Annotated in this window: 18 protein-coding genes; 10 read left to right on the forward strand and 8 right to left on the reverse strand. The window is 46.4% G+C overall.

Annotated elements, in window-relative coordinates:
* Positions 1-246 precede the first annotated feature (246 nt).
* Positions 247-2,610, forward strand: a complete 2,364-nt coding sequence (locus UNH61_RS06300) for an ABC transporter permease (protein ID WP_326991284.1) — start codon at positions 247-249, stop codon at positions 2,608-2,610.
* A gap of 112 nt (positions 2,611-2,722) precedes the next feature.
* Here UNH61_RS06300 and UNH61_RS06305 read toward each other — a convergent pair whose 3' ends face one another.
* Positions 2,723-4,303 carry a hypothetical protein gene (locus UNH61_RS06305; protein ID WP_326991285.1) on the reverse strand — a complete coding sequence of 527 codons (1,581 nt, stop codon included), beginning with the start codon at positions 4,301-4,303 and terminating at the stop codon, positions 2,723-2,725.
* Between the two features lie 155 nt (positions 4,304-4,458).
* Entirely contained in the window at positions 4,459-5,496 is a 1,038-nt protein-coding gene (locus UNH61_RS06310; protein WP_326991286.1) for a hypothetical protein, read from the reverse strand.
* A gap of 286 nt (positions 5,497-5,782) precedes the next feature.
* On the opposite strand from UNH61_RS06310, the gene proS reads away from it, so the two are divergent.
* The 3 genes from proS to UNH61_RS06325 all read left to right on the forward strand — a co-directional run bounded on the left by proS (position 5,783) and on the right by UNH61_RS06325 (position 11,087).
* Positions 5,783-7,258, forward strand: a complete 1,476-nt coding sequence (gene proS / locus UNH61_RS06315; protein ID WP_326991287.1) for a proline--tRNA ligase — start codon at positions 5,783-5,785, stop codon at positions 7,256-7,258.
* A 146-nt stretch (positions 7,259-7,404) separates the two neighbouring features.
* Positions 7,405-10,329: a histidine kinase gene (locus UNH61_RS06320; RefSeq protein ID WP_326991288.1), complete on the forward strand. Its 2,925-nt coding sequence runs from the start codon at positions 7,405-7,407 to the stop codon at positions 10,327-10,329.
* Positions 10,326-11,087: a LytTR family DNA-binding domain-containing protein gene (locus tag UNH61_RS06325; RefSeq protein ID WP_078672331.1), complete on the forward strand. Its 762-nt coding sequence runs from the start codon at positions 10,326-10,328 to the stop codon at positions 11,085-11,087. The genes UNH61_RS06320 and UNH61_RS06325 overlap by 4 nt, the downstream gene beginning before the upstream one ends.
* 83 nt (positions 11,088-11,170) lie before the next feature.
* Here UNH61_RS06325 and UNH61_RS06330 read toward each other — a convergent pair whose 3' ends face one another.
* Positions 11,171-12,748 carry a trypsin-like peptidase domain-containing protein gene (locus UNH61_RS06330; RefSeq protein WP_326991289.1) on the reverse strand — a complete coding sequence of 526 codons (1,578 nt, stop codon included), beginning with the start codon at positions 12,746-12,748 and terminating at the stop codon, positions 11,171-11,173.
* A 339-nt stretch (positions 12,749-13,087) separates the two neighbouring features.
* Entirely contained in the window at positions 13,088-14,086 is a 999-nt protein-coding gene (locus tag UNH61_RS06335) for an acyl-CoA reductase (protein ID WP_326991290.1), read from the reverse strand.
* A gap of 91 nt (positions 14,087-14,177) precedes the next feature.
* Between UNH61_RS06335 and UNH61_RS06340 the strand changes: the two genes are divergently transcribed.
* The 4 genes from UNH61_RS06340 to UNH61_RS06355 all read left to right on the forward strand — a co-directional run bounded on the left by UNH61_RS06340 (position 14,178) and on the right by UNH61_RS06355 (position 16,846).
* On the forward strand, positions 14,178-14,525 hold the full coding sequence (locus UNH61_RS06340) for a 4Fe-4S dicluster domain-containing protein (protein WP_326991291.1): 348 nt from the start codon (positions 14,178-14,180) through the stop codon (positions 14,523-14,525).
* A 149-nt stretch (positions 14,526-14,674) separates the two neighbouring features.
* Positions 14,675-15,661: a D-alanine--D-alanine ligase gene (locus tag UNH61_RS06345; RefSeq protein WP_326991292.1), complete on the forward strand. Its 987-nt coding sequence runs from the start codon at positions 14,675-14,677 to the stop codon at positions 15,659-15,661.
* 26 nt (positions 15,662-15,687) lie between these two features.
* Positions 15,688-16,506, forward strand: a complete 819-nt coding sequence (locus tag UNH61_RS06350; protein ID WP_326991293.1) for a PASTA domain-containing protein — start codon at positions 15,688-15,690, stop codon at positions 16,504-16,506.
* A gap of 34 nt (positions 16,507-16,540) precedes the next feature.
* Positions 16,541-16,846 carry a rhodanese-like domain-containing protein gene (locus UNH61_RS06355; RefSeq protein ID WP_326991294.1) on the forward strand — a complete coding sequence of 102 codons (306 nt, stop codon included), beginning with the start codon at positions 16,541-16,543 and terminating at the stop codon, positions 16,844-16,846.
* Between the two features lie 107 nt (positions 16,847-16,953).
* Here the strand turns inward: UNH61_RS06355 and UNH61_RS06360 are convergent, their stop codons facing one another.
* The gene (locus tag UNH61_RS06360; RefSeq protein ID WP_326991295.1) at positions 16,954-17,346 is read right to left on the reverse strand and encodes a RidA family protein; all 393 of its coding nucleotides are present in this window, start codon (positions 17,344-17,346) and stop codon (positions 16,954-16,956) included.
* Positions 17,347-17,395: 49 nt separating this feature from the next.
* Entirely contained in the window at positions 17,396-18,517 is a 1,122-nt protein-coding gene (locus tag UNH61_RS06365) for a hypothetical protein (protein ID WP_326991296.1), read from the reverse strand.
* Positions 18,518-18,749: 232 nt separating this feature from the next.
* On the opposite strand from UNH61_RS06365, the gene UNH61_RS06370 reads away from it, so the two are divergent.
* Both UNH61_RS06370 and UNH61_RS06375 read left to right on the forward strand, forming a co-directional pair.
* Entirely contained in the window at positions 18,750-19,295 is a 546-nt protein-coding gene (locus UNH61_RS06370) for an ORF6N domain-containing protein (RefSeq protein ID WP_326991297.1), read from the forward strand.
* 139 nt (positions 19,296-19,434) lie between these two features.
* On the forward strand, positions 19,435-20,187 hold the full coding sequence (locus tag UNH61_RS06375; RefSeq protein WP_326991298.1) for a hypothetical protein: 753 nt from the start codon (positions 19,435-19,437) through the stop codon (positions 20,185-20,187).
* 60 nt (positions 20,188-20,247) lie between these two features.
* On the opposite strand, the gene UNH61_RS06380 is transcribed toward UNH61_RS06375, so the two are convergent.
* Positions 20,248-20,787 (reverse strand): hypothetical protein, encoded by a 540-nt coding sequence (locus UNH61_RS06380; RefSeq protein ID WP_326991299.1) that lies wholly within the window; start codon positions 20,785-20,787, stop codon positions 20,248-20,250.
* Positions 20,788-21,117: 330 nt separating this feature from the next.
* The gene (locus tag UNH61_RS06385; protein ID WP_326991300.1) at positions 21,118-22,320 is read right to left on the reverse strand and encodes a hypothetical protein; all 1,203 of its coding nucleotides are present in this window, start codon (positions 22,318-22,320) and stop codon (positions 21,118-21,120) included.
* Positions 22,321-22,324: the final 4 nt, after the last annotated feature.

A 22,324-nucleotide genomic window follows, 5' to 3' on the forward strand; every position in this document is an offset into this window, starting at 1 on the left:
CAATAAAGTACCAGGTACCCATTGCTGTTGCCCGCCACCCGCACGGGCCCTCGCTTTTTCATCTTCCAGCTATTTCCAAATTTCCAATAAAGTATCCCACCGGCAAATGTGAACATCACCCTGGCCGGAAATGAACATATAATGTGAAAAATATTATATAGTATTTTTATTTTTATGTAGATAGAATAATGGCACCTTCTTCGCGGCATTACTTTCTATTGTACTGAATCTAATTTGCTTCCGCGTATGCTGATAAACTACCTCAAAGTTGCCTGCCGTCATCTGCTGAAAAACGGGCGCTTTACTGTACTGAATCTCATTGGGCTGTCTACCGGCCTGGCCTGTGCCTTGCTGATCTACCTCTGGGTACACGACGAACGCTCGGTCGATAAATTCCATACCAACAACAGCCATCTTTTCCGGGTATTGGAAAACAAACCGCATGAAAAAGGTATAGAAACGTCGCCCGGAATGCCAGGATTACTGGCGGAAACCATTACCACCACTATGCCCGAAGTGGTCACCGCTACGGTAAGCACTCCTCCGGGCTGGTTTCAGAAAATATTGCTCACTACAGAAAATAAAAGCCTGAAAGCAGCGGGTATTTTTGCGGACCGGCATTACCTGGAAGTATTCTCTTATCCGCTGATCGAAGGAAACGCGCAATTGGCGCTGGGAAACAGGAATGGCGTAGTGGTTACCGCTGCGCTGGCAAAACGTCTTTTCGGCAGCACGGGCGCCGCAGTAGGCAAAACCATCACCTGGAAACTCGACCGCATACAGGAAACAGCTACTGTTACCGGTGTGCTGAAAGATATTCCCGCAAATTCTTCTACCCGCTTCGATTTTCTGCTGCCATTCACCGCTTTTCAGGACGTGATGAATATCCGCGATCTCCAGCCGGATGGTCCTTTCTTTACCTACCTGGTAACAAAGCCAGGAACCGATATCACTCAGCTCAATGCTAAGCTGAGCAAGCTGATGACAGATGTTAGCCAGGCCAATCCCGCCCGGGAGCTGTTCCTGCAGCATTACAGCGATAGCTACCTGCATGGCAGTTTTGAAAACGGCAGCTCTGCCGGCGGCCGCATCAGCTATGTCAGGCTGTTTTCATTGGTGGCCCTGTTCATTATCCTGATCGCTTGTGTGAATTTCGTGAACCTCTCTACTGCAAAGGCTTCCGGCCGGATGAAGGAAATGGGCGTGCGTAAAGCAATAGGCGCCAATCGCGGTACCCTCATCGTGCAGTATCTCAGCGAATCCATGCTGATCACATTCACCGCCATGCTGCTGGCGTTGTTGCTGGTAGTACTGCTGCTGCCGGTATTTAATCATATCACTGATAAAGCCCTGACGCTTTCTCCTGATCCCGGTATCATCGGCGGTATACTGGCTATTACACTGGTTACCGGTCTGTTGGCCGGCAGCTATCCCGCCTTATACCTTTCCGGATTCAATCCGCTACATATACTGAAAGGAAGCGTGCAACGTGGTACAGTCACACAACTGCTCGCACGGAAAGGGCTGGTGGTATTCCAGTTCACGTTATCGGTGCTGTTCCTCGTGGCTGTGATCACCGTGTACCGCCAGATCGTGTTCATACAATCCAAACATCCGGGATACGATAAAGACAATATCGTCTACTTCGATGTGGAAGGAAAAGCCACCGAAAATATGCCCGCTTTCCTGGCGGCGCTGAAAGAGATCCCCGGCGTAGTTAATGCTTCGGGCATGGTAGGAAATGTGCTGGGGGCGCCTGCTATCAGATATACCTGGAAGGGGCGTGGTGTGCCGGAAACAATCCTGTGCCGCCCGTTCCCGGTGAACTACGGCATGATCGAAACATTAGGCCTCGAAATGGTGGCCGGCCGGCCTTTTTCGAAGGATTTTGCTACAGATAGTACGAAAATCATTTTTAACGAAGCGGCAATAAAACTCATGGGCATCAATGATCCGGTAGGCAAGGTGATTGAATTCGACGGTGCCAGAGCTGAAATATTGGGCGTGGTGAAGGATTTTCATTTTCAATCCATGCACGAGCCTATCAAACCGCTGTTCTTTAAACTCGATTTTCACAACAGCACGGTGATGGTGAAATTAGCAGCCGGACGTGCGAACGAGACGATCAGCAAACTGTCTGCCTTCTATCATCATTACAACCCCGGCTTTACCTTCGACTATAAATTCCTGGATGAAGATTATCAGGCCCAATATGCAGCAGAGCAGCGGGTGGGGGTATTGTCCAGGTATTTTACCGGCCTGGCTATTCTTATTTCCTGCCTGGGACTCGCCGGGCTGGCTACCTACACCGCTGAAAGCCGGCGTAAAGAAATTAGTATCCGTAAAGTGCTGGGTGCTACTGCTGCCAATATCAGCTTCATGCTATCCACCGAATTCCTTCGTGCCGTTGTAATCGCCATTGCTGCAGGGCTCCCGCTGGCCTGGTATTGCATGGATCGCTGGTTGAATACTTTTGCTTTTCACATTAATGTAGGCGTAGGAGTGCTGATATTTTCGGGAGGTATCATACTGTTGATCTCTCTTTGCACAGTGAGCTATCAATCTGTACGCGCAGCGCTGGAAAACCCCACGAAAGGATTAGGAATATAGAAAGAAGAATTAAGAAACAGCGCGAAGACTTTAGCGATTGATAGTATATCCGCTAAAGTCTTCGCGCTGTTTCTTAATTCTTCTTTCTATATTCCTAATTCCAACGTCGTTTTTAGAACTTAAAACCAAGCGTCATCATAATATTGCTCCGGTTATAATCGATGGTAGCCGGGGCAGGAGTAAGTTCAGCCTTCTGCGTAACATATGGCCTGTACCTGTCATTACCCTGAGTATAACTATAGGTAAGATCAAGATAAAGTCCTCTGTGACGCAAGCCTACACCACCGCTATATACCTTACGGGAAGCATCTGTGCCGGCATTGTAGTAGTCGTTGCTGTATGGGTTGCCATAGTAGGCAAAACCTGCTCTGACTGCATACATCGCAAGGAATTTAACCTCGGCGCCTACTCTTACATTGGATACGGCTTTGTAAATGGCGGAAATATTGTCGTTTAATCCTCTTTCGGTAGACTTATAATCCGACATTCTGAACTTACCGGACGACTGATTTACATACTCGTAATCAGCCGTGAGGAAACCCTGTGGCTTCTGTGGATCTTTCAGATCTCCGAAGAAATAGGAGGCGCCTCCCATAGCTTTCAGAGGAGCAGTGTAGTTGTAGTCAAATTCTACCGGGTAGCCGTTTGTCATATCGCCGGATGAATAACTATGTACACCGGGATTCTGGCCGTCGGGGGTACCATTTTCAATATCTGCGGTCATATTAGCGTCGTAACGGTCATGGATGCTATACCAGGTTGGTGTATGGAAGGCTGCACCCAGTCTGAACCGCTCTGTTACTTTATAGAGGATACCTAACTTAGCGCCTACACCCAGCCCCGTACGTTTCAGCGTTCTATTGTAATCGAAGTAACCGAAGTGATTGGTGTTGTTCTTTTCATCTGCATCGTCTTCCGACCATTTGAAGTATTCCTTATAGTTGATGCTGGGTAATGCGAGGCTGGCGCCAATGTAAAGTCTGTCGCCATAATTTCCCCCAACCGCAAAACTATATTCATTCAGCCCGCCTTCTGTCTGAAGCGTACCGCGTTGCTGAACACCTGTTAAGCCGCCTATCGCTCTGCTTGGAGAGGCCAGGCTCATCAGGTTGGTATTGGAGCCTGCCGGATACCTGTCTAATACAAATGTCTGCCAGCCAAGGCTTCCATCAATCGGATAACCTTTTTCCCATTGGGCATTCCCACCTGCCTGCAGTTGGTCTACCCAGTAATCTGTATAAGATGATTTACTGTTAAGCCCGGCGATAGCTATTTTGTTATTATAATTTGCGAGGCGGTCCAGACCCAGTGAAAACGTAATGTTGTTCCAGCTGCTGCTGCCATTACCTTTATTGGTGGCGAATATCACCCCTATATTGGGCACCTGGAAATTGGTACGGCTTCCGACATTGTCCAGCTGACCGTTTTTCAGGTAGGTAGATGTATTATTCGCAATACCTACTCCGCCTGAGATCAGAAACTCACCTGTTTTGAACATCGCGATGCCTGCCGGGTTAGAATGGGCAGATGAATAGTCTCCTCCAAGGCCAATGCCTGCGCCTCCCAATGCCTGGGTTCTTGCCGTTCCGTGCGGCTGCATAGGGGAGTAAAGCAATGCGTCGTTAGAGCTTTGGGCTACAGCGGTTACAGATATAAACAAGCCGCCTAAAAGAGGATAAAGTCTTTTAATCATGATCTGTATTAACTTAAAAAATATAAGATTTGCTTTGCAGGTATATGAAGCCTGCCTTGTTTCAGCGATTGTATAACGTGCTAATCAGGTAAAACGTGTATCGTGATAAAAAATAAGCGTAGTTTTTAGGCTACGCTTATCTAGTAAGGTTATTTTTAACGGCCGCCTCGCGAAGGACGGGAATATCCGCCACCACCGGTGCTTCCACCTCCACCGCCGCCTACGCGACCACTGGAAGAAGGAGGACTGTAGCTGGGAGGAGTATAGCTCGGAGCAGGCCGGCTGTATTCAACCCTGGATGGCCGGCTGTAGTTACCACCACCGTTGTAATCCACCCTTGACGGGCGACTGATATTGCCGCTGTTGCCGGGCTGATAGTTGTTAGCTGGTCTTTCACCCGCTGTAGGCTGGAATACACGACGAGGTCTGTCGCCACTGCCCACAGGAGTTACATATCCGCCACCGTTGTTGGCAGGCTGGTAAACACCGCTCCGTGAAGGACGGGAATATCCACCACCACCGTTGGTGCCGCTGCTTGTATAGTTAGGTACTCTTGATACTCTTTCGCCGGAACCGCCTACAGGACCGTAGGAGTTAGATGGACGGCTATAGTATCCGCCGCCGTAATATCCGCCGTGACCGTACCAGCCACCACCTCCATAGTATGGATAGTAGGAATAAGGCCAGTATCCGCCCATGCCCCAGTAGCTGCCTACGTACGGATAGCCCCAGCTGCCGTACCAGGGGTTGTAGAAACCACCACCCCAGCCCCATCCCATGCCAATGCTCAGGGAAGGTCCGTAAAAACTACTATAGAAAGGGCTGTAACCCCAACCTAAACCGCTGCCGTAAAAGCCGCTGCTCATATACAGGTTGGATGCTGCATTGTAGCCATCCCAGTAGCCACCGTTATATTTGCTGTCTCCAAAACGTTGTAAACGACGCGCGTAATCACCCTGATCATCATCCTGGTAAGTTACATAGTTGCCGTCTCCCTGGGTACCCTGAACATAATTGGCGTCATTCTCATCCTGGTAACTATTACCATTTGAGCCGTTCCCATAAGCATAGGTACGTTGTTCCTGACGGGGAGAGTAATACACATCGTCGGGCGTCTGTGTAGTCCTGTATGCACTGGAACATGCTCCCAGGGCGAGCAATGATACCAGTCCAATATATGATATAGGTTTCATTTGAAATATATTTTAAGCTTGATTCGTATAGTAAATTTACTCCTTTTAAACGGATTTATGCAGAAGAAAGTTACAATAACACATTCTGGCCGATATTATTTTCCTATAACTGTTTGCACAGTTATGTTTTTCATCTATGTTTGTGGCATTTTTCTTCTCTGGATGAGGCGGCAAAAACGAAGCCAATTCAGCGTTTTTTTCCTGCTGAACACGCTTTAATTTTGTCTCGATAAATACAGAAAAAATTGGTTTAAAACAAACGATATATAAATAAGGTTTATTTTTTATGAGTAAAGAGATTACAGCCCGCTCGGAAGACTATTCAAAATGGTATAACGACCTGGTCCTGAAAGGAGGCCTGGCAGATTATTCCGCCGTACGCGGTTGTATGGTAATCAAACCATACGGCTTTGCACTGTGGGAAGCCATGCGCGATGTTCTGGATCGCAAATTCAAGGATACCGGTCACCAGAATGCTTACTTCCCGCTGTTCATCCCTAAAAGCTTTCTCAGTAAAGAAGCTGCCCACGTGGAAGGCTTCGCCAAAGAATGTGCTGTGGTGACCCACTATCGCCTGAAAAATGACCCCAACGGCGGTGGTGTTGTCGTAGATCCTGAAGCACGACTGGAAGAAGAGCTGATCGTTCGCCCTACCTCCGAAACTATTATCTGGAATACATATAAAGACTGGATACAGTCGTACCGCGACCTGCCGGTGCTCATCAACCAGTGGGCCAACGTAGTACGCTGGGAAATGCGTACCCGCCTGTTCCTCCGTACCGCCGAATTCCTGTGGCAGGAAGGACATACCGCCCATGCTACTGCGGAAGAAGCGATCGCAGAAACAGAGCAGATGCTCGATGTGTACGCCGACTTCGCAGAAAACTACATGGCTGTTCCGGTTATCCGTGGCGTAAAATCGCCCAGCGAAAGATTCGCCGGCGCCGTGGAAACTTATTGTGTGGAAGCCCTCATGCAGGACGGTAAAGCCCTGCAGGCCGGCACTTCCCACTTCCTTGGTCAGAACTTCGCCAAAGCATTTGATGTGCAGTTCTCTAACAAAGACAATAAGCTGGAACACGTGTGGGCTACATCCTGGGGCGTTTCTACCCGCCTGATTGGTGCACTGATCATGGTACACAGCGATGATCAGGGCCTGGTAATGCCTCCGGCGATTGCTCCCATTCAGGTGGTAATTGTGCCCATCTACAAAGGAGCTGACCAGAAAGCCGCACTCGATGAAAAAGTGAATGTCATTGTAAAAGAACTGAAAGCCGCCGGGATCAGCGTGAAATATGACGACTCCGACAACAACCGCCCCGGCTGGAAGTTTGCCGAGTATGAATTGAAAGGTGTGCCGGTGCGTATAGCCGTTGGCGCGAGAGACCTGGAAAATAACGTGGTGGAAGTTGCCCGCCGCGATACCAAAGAGAAAAGCAGCCTCCCGCTCGAAGGATTGACAGGAAACATCCGTGCTTTACTGGATGAGATTCAGCAGAACCTCTTCAACAAGGCCAAAACTTACCGGGATAGCCACATTACCAAAGTGGATACCTTCGAAGAATTTGAAAAAGTGCTGGACGAAAAAGGTGGCTTCGTGGCTGCTCATTGGGATGGTACTGCCGAAACTGAGGAACTTATCAAGGAACGCACAAAAGCAACTATCAGATGTATTCCGCTCAATAACCCTCAGGAAGCCGGTACCTGTGTACTCACAGGTAAGCCTTCGAAAGAAAGGGTGTTGTTTGCAAGAGCTTATTAGAAGGAATTAAGAATCAGGAATGAAGAATTAAGAACCAACAGCGTAGATCAGCATGAGAACTTCCAGTATCTTTGAAGCTCCGCTTCTGCTTCTTAATTCTTTATTCCAAATTCTTAATTCTCATTTGTAATCCCTAAATTGGTTCGATGCCCCTGATCCGTTACATACTGTTATCGGGCCTCGTTTTTTTCTGCATCGTTACAACAACGCTGGCCCAGGGCTTGATGATCCGTAACTACAACGTGAAGGATGGTCTGGCTAACGCTACTGTTTATGCCGCTGTGCAGGATAAAGATGGTTTCATCTGGTTTGCCACACCCACCGGTGTCAGCAAATTCGATGGGAAACGATTCCGTAACTATGCAAAAAAAGATGGTCTCACTGATAACGACGTAGTGAAACTGGCAGCCGATTCCAAAGGCAGGGTATGGTTCTTTACCCTGAACGGAAAACCCTCTTTCTACGAAAAAAGCCGTATCCATAACGAAGAAAATGACTCTTCACTCATTTTCAACAGCGGAAGCCATTATATGCAGTACGCTTTTGAAAGTACCGGCGGAACGATATGGTTTCAGAATACCAACAACCGTATTGTAAAATATAACGGGAAGAAAACGACTTACGATAATCTCGGCCAGACCGACCTCTTTTTCCTGCTACGAAACGACAGCATCTTCCACCCCCTGCAGGCATCTTTTCATCTCGATAATCTTGATGATATCAATAACTCCGGGCAACAGGTTTTCCGCGTATGTCCGTACCCGTTAACCGACACCGGATTTCAGGCCCGTATCAGATCCAATAATGTGGTGATCCTCAGAAATACCGCTTATTCCTATACTGCAAAGGAAGCCGTGTGCTTTTTTAATGGTGCTGAATGGGGTATTAAAGACGATATCAACCATATTTGCATCGACAGCGACAATCTCTGGATAGGTACCCAGCGTGCATTATATTACCTCAAAGGATATTTTAAGGGCGAACATAAAATGATCCGCCTGCTCGATAATCACTACATCACGTCTTTACTGAAAGACCGGGATGGCAACATCTGGATTACTACTTTCGGCGATGGCGTGTACAATATTCCATATAAGAATTTCTACTTCAGCTATCTGGATAATACGAACGGACTGTATTCCCATTCCATCTTCAGTATCAGCAAAGACAAGAAAAATGATCTGCTGCTTATTGGACAAAATGCCGGTATCCTCAATACCATGGACGGGTCAAACCATATCCGTCAATATACACTGGATACCACTTCGGGCCGAAACAGCGTTCTTTCCATACAGCCTTATAAACCTGATAATGTGCTGATCGGTACTGATAACGGGCTATATAATTTCAACGTCAGTACCCGGAAGGTCAGCTTGCAGAAAGCGGTGAAAATGCTGAAAGATGTGGATATTTCCCCATCCGGCAAAGTCAGGATTGCAGCGAAAAATCAGGTAATCGCGCTGGACGATTATACCATTGGTGACCTCGATCTGCTGGTCACTTCCATCGCCTGTGTCAACGACTCCGTTTATTATGTAGGCACCAACAACGGCCTGTTCTATTGCACAGACAAGCTCAGAAAACTGCTGCCGACGGGCGCTGACACGCTTCGTAAAGTCAGTATCAAAGATCTGAAATGGATTAATGGTGCGCTCTGGATAGGTACCAGCGATCGCGGTATATACGTCATGCAACACGACGAGGTGGTGAAGCATCTTTCCACCGCCAACAACCTGGCGAGCGACATCTGCCAGCAATTATACTACGACGGCGTAAACCGTCTCTATGTTGCCACCAACAAAGGAGTTTCTGTGATTGATGTGAGAACCCAGACCATCACGAGAAATATTACATCTAATGATGGTCTTAGCTCAGATGACATCCGTGGCGTTTACGTGGATGGCGACATGCTCTATATAGCTACCTCCAATGGGCTTTGCTACTTTAACGCAGATCATATTCCGGTGGATACGGTGCCACCGGTCATCTACCTGAATAATATCCGTTATGGCGACAGTACCTTTACCGCCACCAATAATTTCGTGGATCTTTACAAACGAAAGGCCTCATTTGAAGCGGAATTTGGCACTATCGTATTCGATTTGCCCGACCTGGTGGAATACCAGTACAACTTTTCAGGAGATACCACCAACGGATGGGTAACTACCATGTCTAATATCATCCCGTTTCCCGACCTGCAACCCGGTAATTACAAGCTGATGGTGAGGGCCCGGAAATATAAAAGCGACTGGTCCAAAACCCTGAATATGGAGGTGAATATCCTGCCCAGATGGTACCAGCAATGGTGGGCGAGGGGGATATTGTTACTGGCGGGGCTGCTGCTGGTGCTGGTTGGATTGCGTTACGTGGTACGCCGCATCAAACAGGCGGAAAAGCGGAAAACGGAGTATAACCGGCGCATTGCCGAGCTGGAAGCAAAGGCGCTTACCAATCAGATGAACCCTCATTTTATCTTCAATTCCCTGAACTCGGTACAACACCTGATCCTGGAAAAAGAAGAAAAACAGGCCCTGAACTTCCTGGCTGATTTTGCCACACTCATGCGTCAGATGTTGAATAACTCCCGTAAATCCTATATTTCCCTGGAAGAGGAGATCGCATTCCTGACCCGTTACCTCGAGTTGGAAAAGATCCGCTTTGCGCACTCCTTTACCTACAAATTCATCATGGAGGATGCCCTGAAAGACTATACCGTATATATTCCGCCTATGATTATCCAGCCAATCGTGGAAAATGCCATTAAGCATGGCCTGGCTCCGAAAAATATCAGTGGTTACCTGGAAATACGCCTTGAAATGGTGGATGATTTGTTATATTGTTCTGTAGATGACGATGGAATAGGCTGGGATAAGTCGAATAGCATTAAAAGTTCAAGGCTCATTAAACACGAGTCTACTGCACTTAGCGTGATTAAGGAGCGCTTGCAGATTATAAAATCTTTTAATGGAAGTGTTGGAAAGTTAGAAATTATTGATAAATTTAAATCTGGTTTCGGCAATAAGGAAGGTACCTTAGTTGAAATTCTGATTCCCATTGTTAAGATGTTATGAGTAATATAAAAGCTGCCATTGTAGACGATGAAGTCCGCAACATTCATATTTTACGCAATATACTGGAGAACTACTGCAAAGATGTGACAGTTGTTGGTGAAGCGCAAAATATCAATGAGGCGGCAGAAATGATTAAGAATAACCCCATTGACGTGCTCTTTTTAGATATTGAGATGCCGCCGCATAATGGGTTTCAGCTGCTGGAGATGTTTCCTGTGTTGAATTTTGAGGTTATTTTTATCACTGCTTTCCAGGAATATGCACTGCAGGCGATTAAGTTTGCGGCGCTGGACTATTTGTTGAAACCAATCAAAGTAAGTGAGGTAGAAGATGCCCTCGAAAAAGTAAAGAAGAGCAAAAAAGGCCGGTTGAACGAGCTGGCTTCCATCCTGAAAGATTATGTTAAAAACAATGATAATGCCTTCTCCAAGATCGTAATTCCGGTAAATGACGGATATAATGTCATCGACCTGAAGGATATTATCTATTGTGAAGCTTTTGATAGCTATACCAAAATTCAGCTGATCAATAATGTATCCCACCTCATTTCCAAATCACTGAAAGAATATGAGGAAATGCTCTCAGACAAGGGATTCTATCGTGTTCACAAGTCTTTCCTTATTAATATCCATCACATCGTGAAGATTATCAAAGGGCTGGGTACTGCTGTTGTTATGAGCGACCAGAAGAACATCCCTATTTCTTCCCGCAAAAAGGACGAATTCTTTACGCAGCTCAAAGGCGTAATCAACTTATAGCAATAGCTGGTATCAGCAAAAAAAGCAGCGGAGAACATCATGTTCTCCGCTGCTTTTTTGCTAAAGGCTAAAAGCCAAAGACTTTACAGATCTGTTCCGGTTCCGCCGGAAGTAGATATATTATAGTAGTAGATATTTCCGCCTCTTTCAGGATAAAAGCCAATCAGGCGCAGGCTTTTCTGTTTGTCGAGCACTTTGCTAAGCTCATCTACAGAAGTAATCTGGTCGTTACCCGCTTTCAGGATCACGAAGCCGGGGGCCATGGTGGTTTGCTTTTTCAGAATACCATTGCCGATGTCGTTTACAATCACTCCACCATTCACGCCAAGTCGGGCAGACTGGTCTTTGTCGAGTTCCGACAGGTCGGCGCCCAGACGGTCGAGGTTGGTCACCCTTACCACATCAGTGTTACCTTTCAGGTTTTTCATGAGCACGTTATTAATGGTGACCTCTTTGTTATTGCGCATAATGGAAACGCTGATCTTATCACCTGGTTTGTAACGAGCCACCTGTTCGCTGAGTTGGGAAGTACCCTGTATTTTCACACCGTTAATGGCTGTGATCACGTCTCCGGCCTTCAATCCGGCTGCAGCAGCAGAGCTGTTGGGCATTACATCTGTCACCTGAACCCCGTCAACATCTCTTTTAATACCCGCTTCTTTCAGCTGATCATCGCTCATATTAGCGATAAGGGAAGAAGGAGCGTATCTGACACCCAGGTAAGCCCGTTGTACGTTACCGTATTTTACGATGTCGCTCACTACTTTCTTGACAAGATTGACCGGGATCGCGTAGGAATAACCTGCATAGGAACCGGTGGGGGAAGCGATGGCAGAGTTGATACCTACCAGTTCCCCGGCTGTATTTACCAGTGCGCCACCACTGTTACCCTGGTTCACTGCAGCATCGGTTTGTATGAACGATTCAATGGCACTGTTGACCTTGCCGCCACTCTTATTGATGCCGATAGAGCGGGACTTGGCGCTCACGATACCTGCGGTAACGGTAGCATCCAGGTTCAACGGATAACCTACTGCCAGTACCCACTGGCCAATTTCCACGTTGTCGGAATTACCATACATCAGGTAAGGGAGGTTATGTGCATCGATTTTGATAACTGCCAGGTCGGTACTGGGGTCTGTTCCTATCAATTTAGCTTTGAAGGTTTTGTTGCCACTGGCGGTAGATACGCTGATTTCGTCGGCATCAGCAATCACGTGATTGTTGGTAACAATGTAACCATCATCAGAGATCAGCACACCGGAACCGGAAGCCATCTGGCCGGGGATGTAGTACCTGCGACCGTCTCCGCCACCATTGAATTCATCTCCAAAGAATTCATCTCCAAAAAGATCCTGCAGAATACTGCGTTTTCTCTGCAGATTATTGCCACTGCTAATCTGGCGGGGATTTATCTTGGTTTTAATATGCACTACACCAGGAACAGCTGTTTTAGCTGCCGAGGTAAAATCGGAAGGAGGGGTGGCGTTTGAATTCCCTTCGGTACCGGGCATATAACGTGTATAATTCACGGGAACTTCAGTGCCATTCTGGAAGAAAACAGGCTGCCTTGATTGAAAATATTTGCTATACACAAATATGGCAGCAACGGCAGTTACAGCACTGATAGAGACAGTTGTAACAATTTGCTTGAATTTCATATTATAGTGTGTTTGCGTGATAACTTATGATAAAATATTAACGCAGGGATATCATCAATTAACATGCCCCGTACTACAAATTTAATCAGCAGGAATAATGAAACACAACCATTGATATTTACTTTAACACATTTTTAGGCGAATCGTTAAAAGTCTTTAGCTTTTAGCTATTAGCCTTTAGGGCATGGGCAGGCAAAGATGACAGTCTACGTGTCAATATAACAATTTAACAAGACAAAATGTTAGCGTCTTTGGTGTTAAGCTTTTAGCCTTTGGTAAAATGCAGCGAAGATCATATTGTGTTAATATAATATGATCTTCGCTGCATTTTACTCAAAACTAAAGACTCAGCAAAAACTTCATTGTGTCAATGCCATCGGCGTAATCGGTGAGGGCAGGTTGCTGGGCGTAGCCAAAAGGCGTGAATTCGTGCCCTACAAGGCATTGCAGTGAGTCTTCCCCGCTGAGTTCCTGCTGCAGCTGCGCCATTTCAATGTAATAGCTGTAATGCAATACGCTCAGGGGTGAGAAAAGTGCGGTATTTTCCTGGAGCAGCAGGCTGCCGTTGGTGATATAGGAGCTGTTGTTGAGCAGCAATAGCGCCAGGTTATAATCGTAGTTGTTTTTGTATTTATGATGGTCTGTCAGGTAGCTGTACTTCCGTAAAGCTTCCAGCAGCGGTTCGAAATTGTATCCGACTGGAACGTATATTTTGGTGACGTTCCGGCATCCCAGCCCGAAGTACATCATAATATCATCTGCCAGCGCCGATAATTCTGCCGGCGTTTCCCGGCCGGTCAATATAGCAGCGGAGGTGCGGTTGTGGCGGATGATATGCGGGTATTTCGAAAAGTAGTAATGAAAATAACGGGCGGAATTATTGCTGCCTGTGGCAATATAGGCGTCGCAACCCTTCAACATGTCGTGTATAGTGGTTTGATGGGCCTGGTCTGGGTACCATTCCGCCATTTTTTCCAGGATATGTTTCATCAGGATCTCATCTTTTCCGGAAAGCTTCATTCTTACCTCATGCCCGCTGATAAAACCACAAAGCCAGTCGTGGAAGCCCACCAGCGGAATATTACCGGCGGCTACAATACCCACCGTTTTCGGTACATGTGTTTCATTTGCCTTATGATAGCCTGAAAGCCATTCCTGTAGCGGACCGGGGCTCAGAAAATATCTGGAAATACTGTCCAGGGCATTATCGATAAACGATGGAATAAACCATCCATTGGCAATATACGCGCGTTCTTTGACTGCTTCCAGTTCGGGGCTTTTGCTGGCCAGATACTGTCCCAGGCGTACCAGGGCGGCTTCTTTTTCTGCTATATTCATGAAACTATAATAAATAATAACCTATATAAACCGGGAAAATTCTATTTTTGTTCCACAAAATTAATGGCTTACTACTTAAAAAGATTACACTATGGCAATTAAGATAACAGATGAATGTATTAATTGTGGTGCCTGCGAACCAGAGTGCCCCAATAACGCTATATATGAAGGTGGTGTTGAATGGGCGCTGGCCGACGGTACTACCGTAAAAGGAGCCTATACCCTGATGGATGGATCTGTAATGGATGCTGATCAGCGTAATGCCCCTATCAGTGTTGATACTTATTACATAGTTCCCAATAAATGTACTGAATGCCAGGGATTTCACGAAGAACCGCAATGTGCGGCTGTTTGCCCGGTCGACTGCTGCGTGCCTGACGAAATGTACCGCGAAACTGTGGAGGCGCTGATGGAGAAGAAATCCAAACTGCATATTTAAAATATTCTTAAAGGAAGCTTAATAAACCGTTCCTGCTTTGGCCGGGACGGTTTTTTTTATGTAAATTGAACGAAACTGCCGGAAACGGCCGCAGTTCTTGACAATTGACAAATAACATTTAACTTTACCCGCTTATTGTAAAATATCTTATGAAGAAGAACATAGCTTTGGTGGCCGGTGGTTATTCCGGGGAATATGTGATTTCCGTGCAGAGTGCAGTAACTATAGAGAATAATCTGGATAGTGGTAAATACAACGTTTACAAGATTATTATTACAAGAGACAGCTGGACGTATACTGATGCCGCGGGTCAGGTTGTTCATGTAGATAAAAACGATTTTTCCCTGACAGTCGACGGAAAGAAGATCACCTTTGATACAGTGTTTATTGGCATCCACGGTACTCCCGGAGAAGATGGACGCCTGCAGGGATATTTTGAAATGCTGGGGATCCCTTATACCAGTTGTGGTATGGTTACCTCTGCTGTGACCTTTAACAAAAGCTTCTGTAATAAAATAGTGGCAGCGCTGAATGTGGTGAATGTTTCCAAATCGGTGCATATTTTCCGTGATCAGCCATACGATGCTACTGAAATATTGCAACAGCTGCGGTTACCGGTGTTTGTGAAACCGGCAGAAGGAGGCAGCAGCATAGGTATGTCTAAGGTGAAAACAGCCGAAGAATTGCCTGCTGCTATTGATAAGGCTTTCAGAGAAGATAGCCAGATCCTTATTGAGGAATTTATCAAAGGACGGGAGCTGACCATCGGGTTGTTCCGCACCAATGGTACGCTGAATGTACTGCCGATCACGGAAGTAGTGAGCAGCAAGGAGTTTTTTGACTATGAAGCGAAATATACGCCGGGCGTATCCAACGAAATCACGCCTGCTCCTGTTGCTGATGAAATCACGAAACGCGTACAGGAAACAGCGAAAGCGATATACAATAAGCTTAACTGTAAAGGAATTACGCGGGTGGATTTTATTTATGAAGAAAGCACCGGGAAACTGTTTTTCCTGGAAATCAATACCATGCCGGGTCAATCCGAAAACAGCCTGGTACCTCAGCAGGTAAGGGCCAGCGGCAGTACCCTTCAGGAGTTCTATGGGCATCTGATTGAGGAAAGCATGAAGTAAGGATCATCACATATAATATAATTACCGTGTTCAACTTTATTACCAAACGATCATTCGGAATCAATCTGTTAGCTGTTATCGCGATGTTTTTTGCCATTGCATTGTTATTCTTTTCATTGCTGGGCGTTATCACTAAACACGGACAGCAGCTCACCGTACCGGATGTGCGGGGGAAAAATGTAAAAGAGGCAATGGCGCTCCTGGAGAAGGCTGGTTTTGATGCAGATGTGCGTGATTCTATCTACATCGATTCTATTCCGCCGTTGGCTGTATATGCGCAAACACCGGACAAAGGCGCCCAGGTAAAAGTGGGAAGAACCATTTATCTGACCGTCAACAAAACAGTAGCCCCTATGGTGAAAATGCCGGACCTGGAAGGACTGACCTTCCGCAGCGCAGAAATGATGCTGAAAAGTCTGCGTTTGAATGTGGGAGATACTATCTACAAGCCAGATTTTGCTGCCAATACAGTATTACAGCAGTTGCTGAATGGTAAGAAAATAAAACCAGGTACCCCTGTTGCCGAGGGTAGTAATATTACCCTGATCCTGAGCAGTGGCACCGGCAGTGTGGAAAACCCGGTACCCAACTTTGTAGGACTTACCTACGCAGAAGCCCGGGAAATGCTGAGTGCCAGCAACCTGAATGCAGGCACGATAATCATTGATCCCAGCGTAAAGGATACTGTCAATGCCTTTATCATTAAGCAGGTGCCTACCCGTAAAAACGAAATCGGTGATTTCAACATGGTAAGGGCCGGTGAAAGCATCGACCTATGGCTTTCTGCCACCAAGCCCACTGCGGACAGTACTGCCAATGCCAAACCGGCGGAACAGAATAACTGAAAATGATGTAATTTGATTTAAAATACCTTGTAATATGCAAAATATAACTGCGGAAGAGCTGAAACAGCGGATAGACAACGGTGAAGTGCTCCATATATTAGATGTCAGAGAACCTCATGAACGTGCCGAATTTAACATCGGCGGCACGCATATTCCATTGGGCTTTGTACAGCAAATGCAGGTGGATGAAATTGAGGACTGGAAAGATAAGGAAGTGATTGTGTATTGCCGTAGTGGCAATCGCAGTGGTCAGGCTTGTATGCTGCTGGACTCCATGGGTTTTACCAATGTAAAAAACCTGGTGGGCGGCATGTTAAAGTGGACAGAACTTTATAAATAAGTTTTCGTTATTCCGGGGCGCTTTTGCTGGCCCACCTGGCAGGATTTATTTGCCAGGTGGGCCAGCAAAAGCGCCCCGGAATAATTTTCAGTCATAAGGTTTGTTGCTCAGCCCTTTGGCTCAATGATAGCAGTGGCTTCCACTTCTACCAGGTACCTGGGATCAATCAGTTTACTCACTTCTACCATCGTAGTAGCCGGTTTGATGCTCCTGAAGAACTCTCCGTGCGCCCGGCCATATTCTTCCCACTTCGATATATCCGTTACAAACATCCTGGTGCGCACCACATCATGTAAAGTGGCTCCTGCATTGATCAGTGCGGCTTCAATTTTTGCCAGCACAAATTTCGTTTGTTCATAGGCGTTACCTTCTGCCACTACCCGGTCGTTGTCTGATGCTACAGTACCTGATACTTCAATTACATTACCTATCCTGACTGCGCGGGAATAGCCTACTTTCCCTTCCCAGAGCGCGCCGGACGAATAATTGGTACGTTTCATAGTTATTTTTTGAAGAGGTGAGGAGATATGCAAATCTACAACTTCTTCCTCACCTGGACCCGCTGTTGTCGCCGGGAGGCACAGCAGTGCGGAACTTCACCACCTTTCCGAGCAGGTCGAACCAGAACGGCGCACCCAGGGAAATGGCCAGTGCGGTAATTCCCCAGCCGCCAAATACGAGCCAGCTGTTTTGCTGATAGGGATGCGTCAGGCCGCAACGGACAACAGGCAGTTGGTGCCCGTTGCTATCGATCCGGCAGGCCCGGCTGATGCCCAGCACATTCGACGCTTCGCCTGCATCCTCGCGTAGCATGGCATAGATCCCGATCAGGGAGGTATCGCTCACAAATACGCGCAGGGAAGAATCGGCGCGGAAAAAGGAACTGTCGCGGTGCAACACGTTTTTCTGTATAAGCGTATCCGTTATAGCTGTATACGCAGGCGCCCTGCTACTGGCCAGTTGCACCAGCTGGGAGCGGGCATCCTTGTCTTTCATCAGGATGTGCGCAATGGCAATGCTATCCACATTGAACAATGCTGCAATGCCCAGTCCGAGCAGCAACAGCCAGGTTTGCGTTTGCCGGCGGTACCAGCCACTGGCCCGGTTCATCGTTTCGTTAAACCATTCTTCCATATTAACCCGGAAAATACCGACGTCTTCACCGGCGTCTTTGAAGAGTTGCCACAGATGATCCCTGGTTTCCGGCGCCAGCTGTAGCAGGTTGCCGGTGAGGGCAGTTTCTATGGAAGCGGCGTCAGTACTGCCGGGAGAGGGGCAGCTTTGCCGCAGCAGGTGTACCATCGTTTGCGAAAATATCCGTGGACTGATATACGCCGGCCTTGCTGCAACGCTGTTTTCACCCAAACGACGGATGGCTGGCGATTCATAGAACTTCCGGAGAAAAGGACTTCCACGAAAGGGCTCAAAGAAATATACCAGGCTCCAGCCCAATTCATAGAACCAGTTAAAAAACGTGAATTTCCCAAACCAGCCCAGATCGGCACGGTGATCGTCTTCTTCCAGCATCCGCCGCAATCCTTTCGTCAGCAGCCTGGCGCGGGAATGAAAGATCCTTGCCAGTAATTCCTGTATTACCGAGGCCAACAAACTGTAGAGCAGATAGATGAAAATAAGGCCCAGCACAACATCTATCGCCAGGTTACTAAACATAGGAATAAGGGTTTAAAATTGACATATTGGTATAAATGTAAATATTATTATTAAAGTTAGGGTATCACTACGCAGTGTATTTGTCAGGAAAATAAATATGACGTTAGAGGGCTTCTATGTGTATGATATAATGGAGCATATAAAATAAAACGTGCTGAATGGATTACAGGATGCAGGGGACAAATTCTATCCATTGTAAGTAAATCTATTTTAAACATAAAAGTTATCACTAATGAGTAAAACATACAAGGAGGTAATATTACCGGATGAATCTATTATGAGCAAAATACTGTTAATCAGAGGTAAACGGATAATGATCGACAAGGATTTGGCAGAGCTGTATTGTGTTCCAACAAAGCGGCTTAATGAACAGGTAAAACGTAATGAGAGACGTTTCCCGGAGGACTTTATGTTTCAATTGACTACAGAGGAAAAGGAGGAGGTGGTCGCAAAATGCGACCACCTCAAAAGTCTGAAGTTCTCACCTAACCTTCCTTATGCCTTTACGGAACATGGCGCCGTAATGCTGGCCAGCGTACTAAACAGTGATCGGGCTATTGCCGTAAATATTCAGATCGTCCGTATTTTTACCCGGATACGGGAAATGATACTAACACATAAGGATATATTATTAAAACTGGAACAAATGGAAAAACGTGTATCTGGTCATGACGAGCAGATAGAGCTTGTTTTTGAATATCTGAAACAATTGTTAACCTCACCGCAGGAACCACGGGTAAGGATTGGCTTTACACGGCATGATGAGGTGGCAGAATAGGCCGCCAGCCAGTGAACAATATGATGATAACCGAATATTATAACAGCCCTCAATCATAATTTTTTTGTTTTTATACCGTTCTTCAATTATCATTTATATTTACACCTGGTAAAGGCAGATAAACAACATTCTGGATTATATGAAACTGAAAAATTTATCCCTGTGTTTTCTCCTGGCAGCCACGTCTGCGGCTTCCGCTCAGATCAAATACAGGGACACTGAGAAAAAGCCGGCTTTAGTTCCTTACGACAGTAGTATTGCATTTCAGCATCTTACACCCGACATTGCCCAGCTGACGCTGGTAGGGCAGGATATCACCTTTCTGAAGCTGAATCCCAGAAGGGCTGTCCGGAATAAAGAAGATTCCCTGCTGGATAACCTGAAGGTAAAAGCAGTAGTGGAAGTACCTTATAAGAGTGTACTGAAAAGCGGACATTTTTACACGCCTTACCGTGCCGTGGAAAACAAAACCTTCAGGATCGTTGACTATGATCGCAGGATGCTGGACGGGAATTCACCGACGCTGATATTTACATTGAGAGATGCAGACCGCAAATTGCTGCTATTCCAGGTACCGGAAGAGCAACTGGCCAGTACGCCGGTGATCATCAATGCTAATTATGAATGGCTGAAGCGGAAGTATATCGGAAAGCAGCTGCATCTCCGTAACGAAAGCTACAAAACAGAGAACATCCTGGAAGATAACAGGGAGATCACGCTGAATAAGGCGGAGGTTTATTCCTGTACAGATGTGGCGTTCATCTTTTCCGGCCGGCAGAAGTATGGTCAGCCTTTCCTCATCGTGAAAAACGGCGCCAATGAAGAGCTGGCGATCGGGCTGGGGAAACGTAGCGAATATGCCAATGGCCCACTGATCGCGGAGTTTGAGTGATAACGTTATCAGTAGCTTTTCAACCTGGAAAGTTAACCCCTATGCTATGTATTCATTAATTTATAGCACCAGCTCCTTTATGGTTACATTACCGGGCAGGTCATAAACCCTTATTTCCAGTTTGCTACCGGCAACGGGTATACGAATAGTATAAGTCCATTCGTTGCCATCTACATCCTGTATGGCATTTCCTGTTTCCAGTAATTGTCTGTTGGTGTTGTAGATTAACACACTCACCATTTTTACTTTTATAACATCTGTTGCCCTGATGCAGATAGTATCGCCTGAATGTATGTCAACCCTGGTAATTTCCGGAGCATGAAAGGCATCAGCCACAGCCAGGTTGTAGGCCGACTGGCCACTTTTTACCACCGCCTGATATAACGCGAGCACATTGGGATTAGCCAGTACTGATTTGCCATAGATAATAGCATCCCGAAAGCGCGCTCTCACAGCCTGTTGTGCAGGAGAAAGTACCCTGTTTATAAACACAGGTTTTTTACTTAGTATTAATTGCCCAAAATACCGGCGGAACACTACCTGTTTTGCGAAAGTTCCGTGCACTCCTGAGAGGAGTATATTGTCTGTTACTTTTGCCATATAAACCAGTTAAGTGTGGAGAAATGCCGAATAGCTACAGGCATTCAGCGGTTAACAATACAAAGTTGGGGGATTCTTTTGTGAAGGAATGTGCAGGAGATGAGAAAAAATGTGCCGACAGTGAGAAAATAGAAAATGTGAATATAGTATTGGTATGAGACAGGCATCTCCGGGCCTGGACAGCAGGATACACTGAAGATGCGCTGAAGATGGCCTGAGGCTGATCGAATGAATGATGGCTGTTGATTAGGAATCAACAGCATATAACATTAAAAATATAGTTTTTATAGTCTGAAGAAAGGTTGAAATGATATTATTTTAGCGGCAAAATTAAAACCCGTTTGCTTCAAAGAAACAGCAGCTGCCACCTACCCAGGTTTCTTTACTATTAAATCCTACGCCAATCATCTTTCCCTTACTGATACGAGCCAGATTATGAATCAGCATGGGGCGTGCAACGCCGTCCTGCCAGATATAGATCATCCGGATCTCACAGATGGCAGGTCCGGTTGGCGTATCAATAACTGGCGCGTATTTTACTTTCCGTTGCAGTATCCAGTTCTCAGGATCCTTGATCCCGTCTATTTCTTCCTGCGTTACATCTATCAGTACTCCTTTGCCGGCAAAAGAGAAGAGAGGTTTCAACACATAGTTCTCCAGGTCCGATGGTATAACAGGCAGCTGATGCAGGAACCAGCTTTTCGGAACATATTCGCTGTGAATAAAGGGCATCATGTATTTGCTGATGCGATAGAACCAGTTGGGATGTGTAATCCATTCTACATCCAGCTCCTGGAAGAGATTCACATGATCGCCCAGCCCATCAGCCTGCTGTTGCAGGTCGTCGAAAATGATACGGTTATAGATGCGCTGAACAGGTGTTTTGACCCCGTCTCTCTGGTAAAATAATTTCTTTCCTTCCTGGGTCAGCTCTGTAAGACAAACCACCGGTATACCAATATTTTTTTCTGTGCTGTAAAAATCGATACGGGTCTTTTGCTCATGTGGTTTCACCTCCAGTAATATCACTTCTTCCGGCGGAAGATCTCCGACAATCATATCTTTCAGCAACCTGTAATAAGCGGCTTCATCGAGGTTATTAAAGAAGTTATTGAGTGAATCAGGAATGTTGAAATGGGTTTTGAAGCGCCGGGCCATAATCTCCTGGAAAGCCAGCATCGTAGGAAATCCCTGCAGTTCTATCAGCTGGGGCACCAGTTGTCCATCGTCGGTTTGGCATACGGCGAAATCGATCACAATAAAATGTGGATGATCATTTTCCCGGGGCACTTTCAAATCGGGAGGAATGGCATCCTGTGTAATGGTTTTGAAATCGGGACGCAATAACACATCCACAATTTCTTCACAGGCCTGTACCAGTTTACTGCCAAGTGCCGCCGGTACAAATACCGGTGTTTCTGCTACCCGGAATGCGGGCGCCACACCGGCGTCAGCAGCTATGCCTTCCAGGAATTCCTGGTATTGTGCATCGCTGAAGTTTTTATTATACGCTGTTCTTATGGAGGGAATCATATTT

Origin of the sequence: Chitinophaga sp. 180180018-3 (genome assembly GCF_037893185.1) — a bacterium.
GTDB lineage: Bacteria > Bacteroidota > Bacteroidia > Chitinophagales > Chitinophagaceae > Chitinophaga.

Excerpts from the sequence above, each read along its gene's own strand:
- UNH61_RS06300 (WP_326991284.1), top strand. The coding sequence starts at position 247 with ATGCTGATAAACTACCTCAAAGTTGCCTGCCGTCATCTGCTGAAAAAC.
- UNH61_RS06305 (WP_326991285.1), bottom strand. The coding sequence starts at position 4,303 with ATGATTAAAAGACTTTATCCTCTTTTAGGCGGCTTGTTTATATCTGTA.
- UNH61_RS06310 (WP_326991286.1), bottom strand. The coding sequence starts at position 5,496 with ATGAAACCTATATCATATATTGGACTGGTATCATTGCTCGCCCTGGGA.
- proS (WP_326991287.1), top strand. The coding sequence starts at position 5,783 with ATGAGTAAAGAGATTACAGCCCGCTCGGAAGACTATTCAAAATGGTAT.
- UNH61_RS06320 (WP_326991288.1), top strand. The coding sequence starts at position 7,405 with ATGCCCCTGATCCGTTACATACTGTTATCGGGCCTCGTTTTTTTCTGC.
- UNH61_RS06325 (WP_078672331.1), top strand. The coding sequence starts at position 10,326 with ATGAGTAATATAAAAGCTGCCATTGTAGACGATGAAGTCCGCAACATT.
- UNH61_RS06330 (WP_326991289.1), bottom strand. The coding sequence starts at position 12,748 with ATGAAATTCAAGCAAATTGTTACAACTGTCTCTATCAGTGCTGTAACT.
- UNH61_RS06335 (WP_326991290.1), bottom strand. The coding sequence starts at position 14,086 with ATGAATATAGCAGAAAAAGAAGCCGCCCTGGTACGCCTGGGACAGTAT.
- UNH61_RS06340 (WP_326991291.1), top strand. The coding sequence starts at position 14,178 with ATGGCAATTAAGATAACAGATGAATGTATTAATTGTGGTGCCTGCGAA.
- UNH61_RS06345 (WP_326991292.1), top strand. The coding sequence starts at position 14,675 with ATGAAGAAGAACATAGCTTTGGTGGCCGGTGGTTATTCCGGGGAATAT.
- UNH61_RS06355 (WP_326991294.1), top strand. The coding sequence starts at position 16,541 with ATGCAAAATATAACTGCGGAAGAGCTGAAACAGCGGATAGACAACGGT.
- UNH61_RS06360 (WP_326991295.1), bottom strand. The coding sequence starts at position 17,346 with ATGAAACGTACCAATTATTCGTCCGGCGCGCTCTGGGAAGGGAAAGTA.
- UNH61_RS06365 (WP_326991296.1), bottom strand. The coding sequence starts at position 18,517 with ATGTTTAGTAACCTGGCGATAGATGTTGTGCTGGGCCTTATTTTCATC.
- UNH61_RS06370 (WP_326991297.1), top strand. The coding sequence starts at position 18,750 with ATGAGTAAAACATACAAGGAGGTAATATTACCGGATGAATCTATTATG.
- UNH61_RS06375 (WP_326991298.1), top strand. The coding sequence starts at position 19,435 with ATGAAACTGAAAAATTTATCCCTGTGTTTTCTCCTGGCAGCCACGTCT.
- UNH61_RS06380 (WP_326991299.1), bottom strand. The coding sequence starts at position 20,787 with ATGGCAAAAGTAACAGACAATATACTCCTCTCAGGAGTGCACGGAACT.
- UNH61_RS06385 (WP_326991300.1), bottom strand. The coding sequence starts at position 22,320 with ATGATTCCCTCCATAAGAACAGCGTATAATAAAAACTTCAGCGATGCA.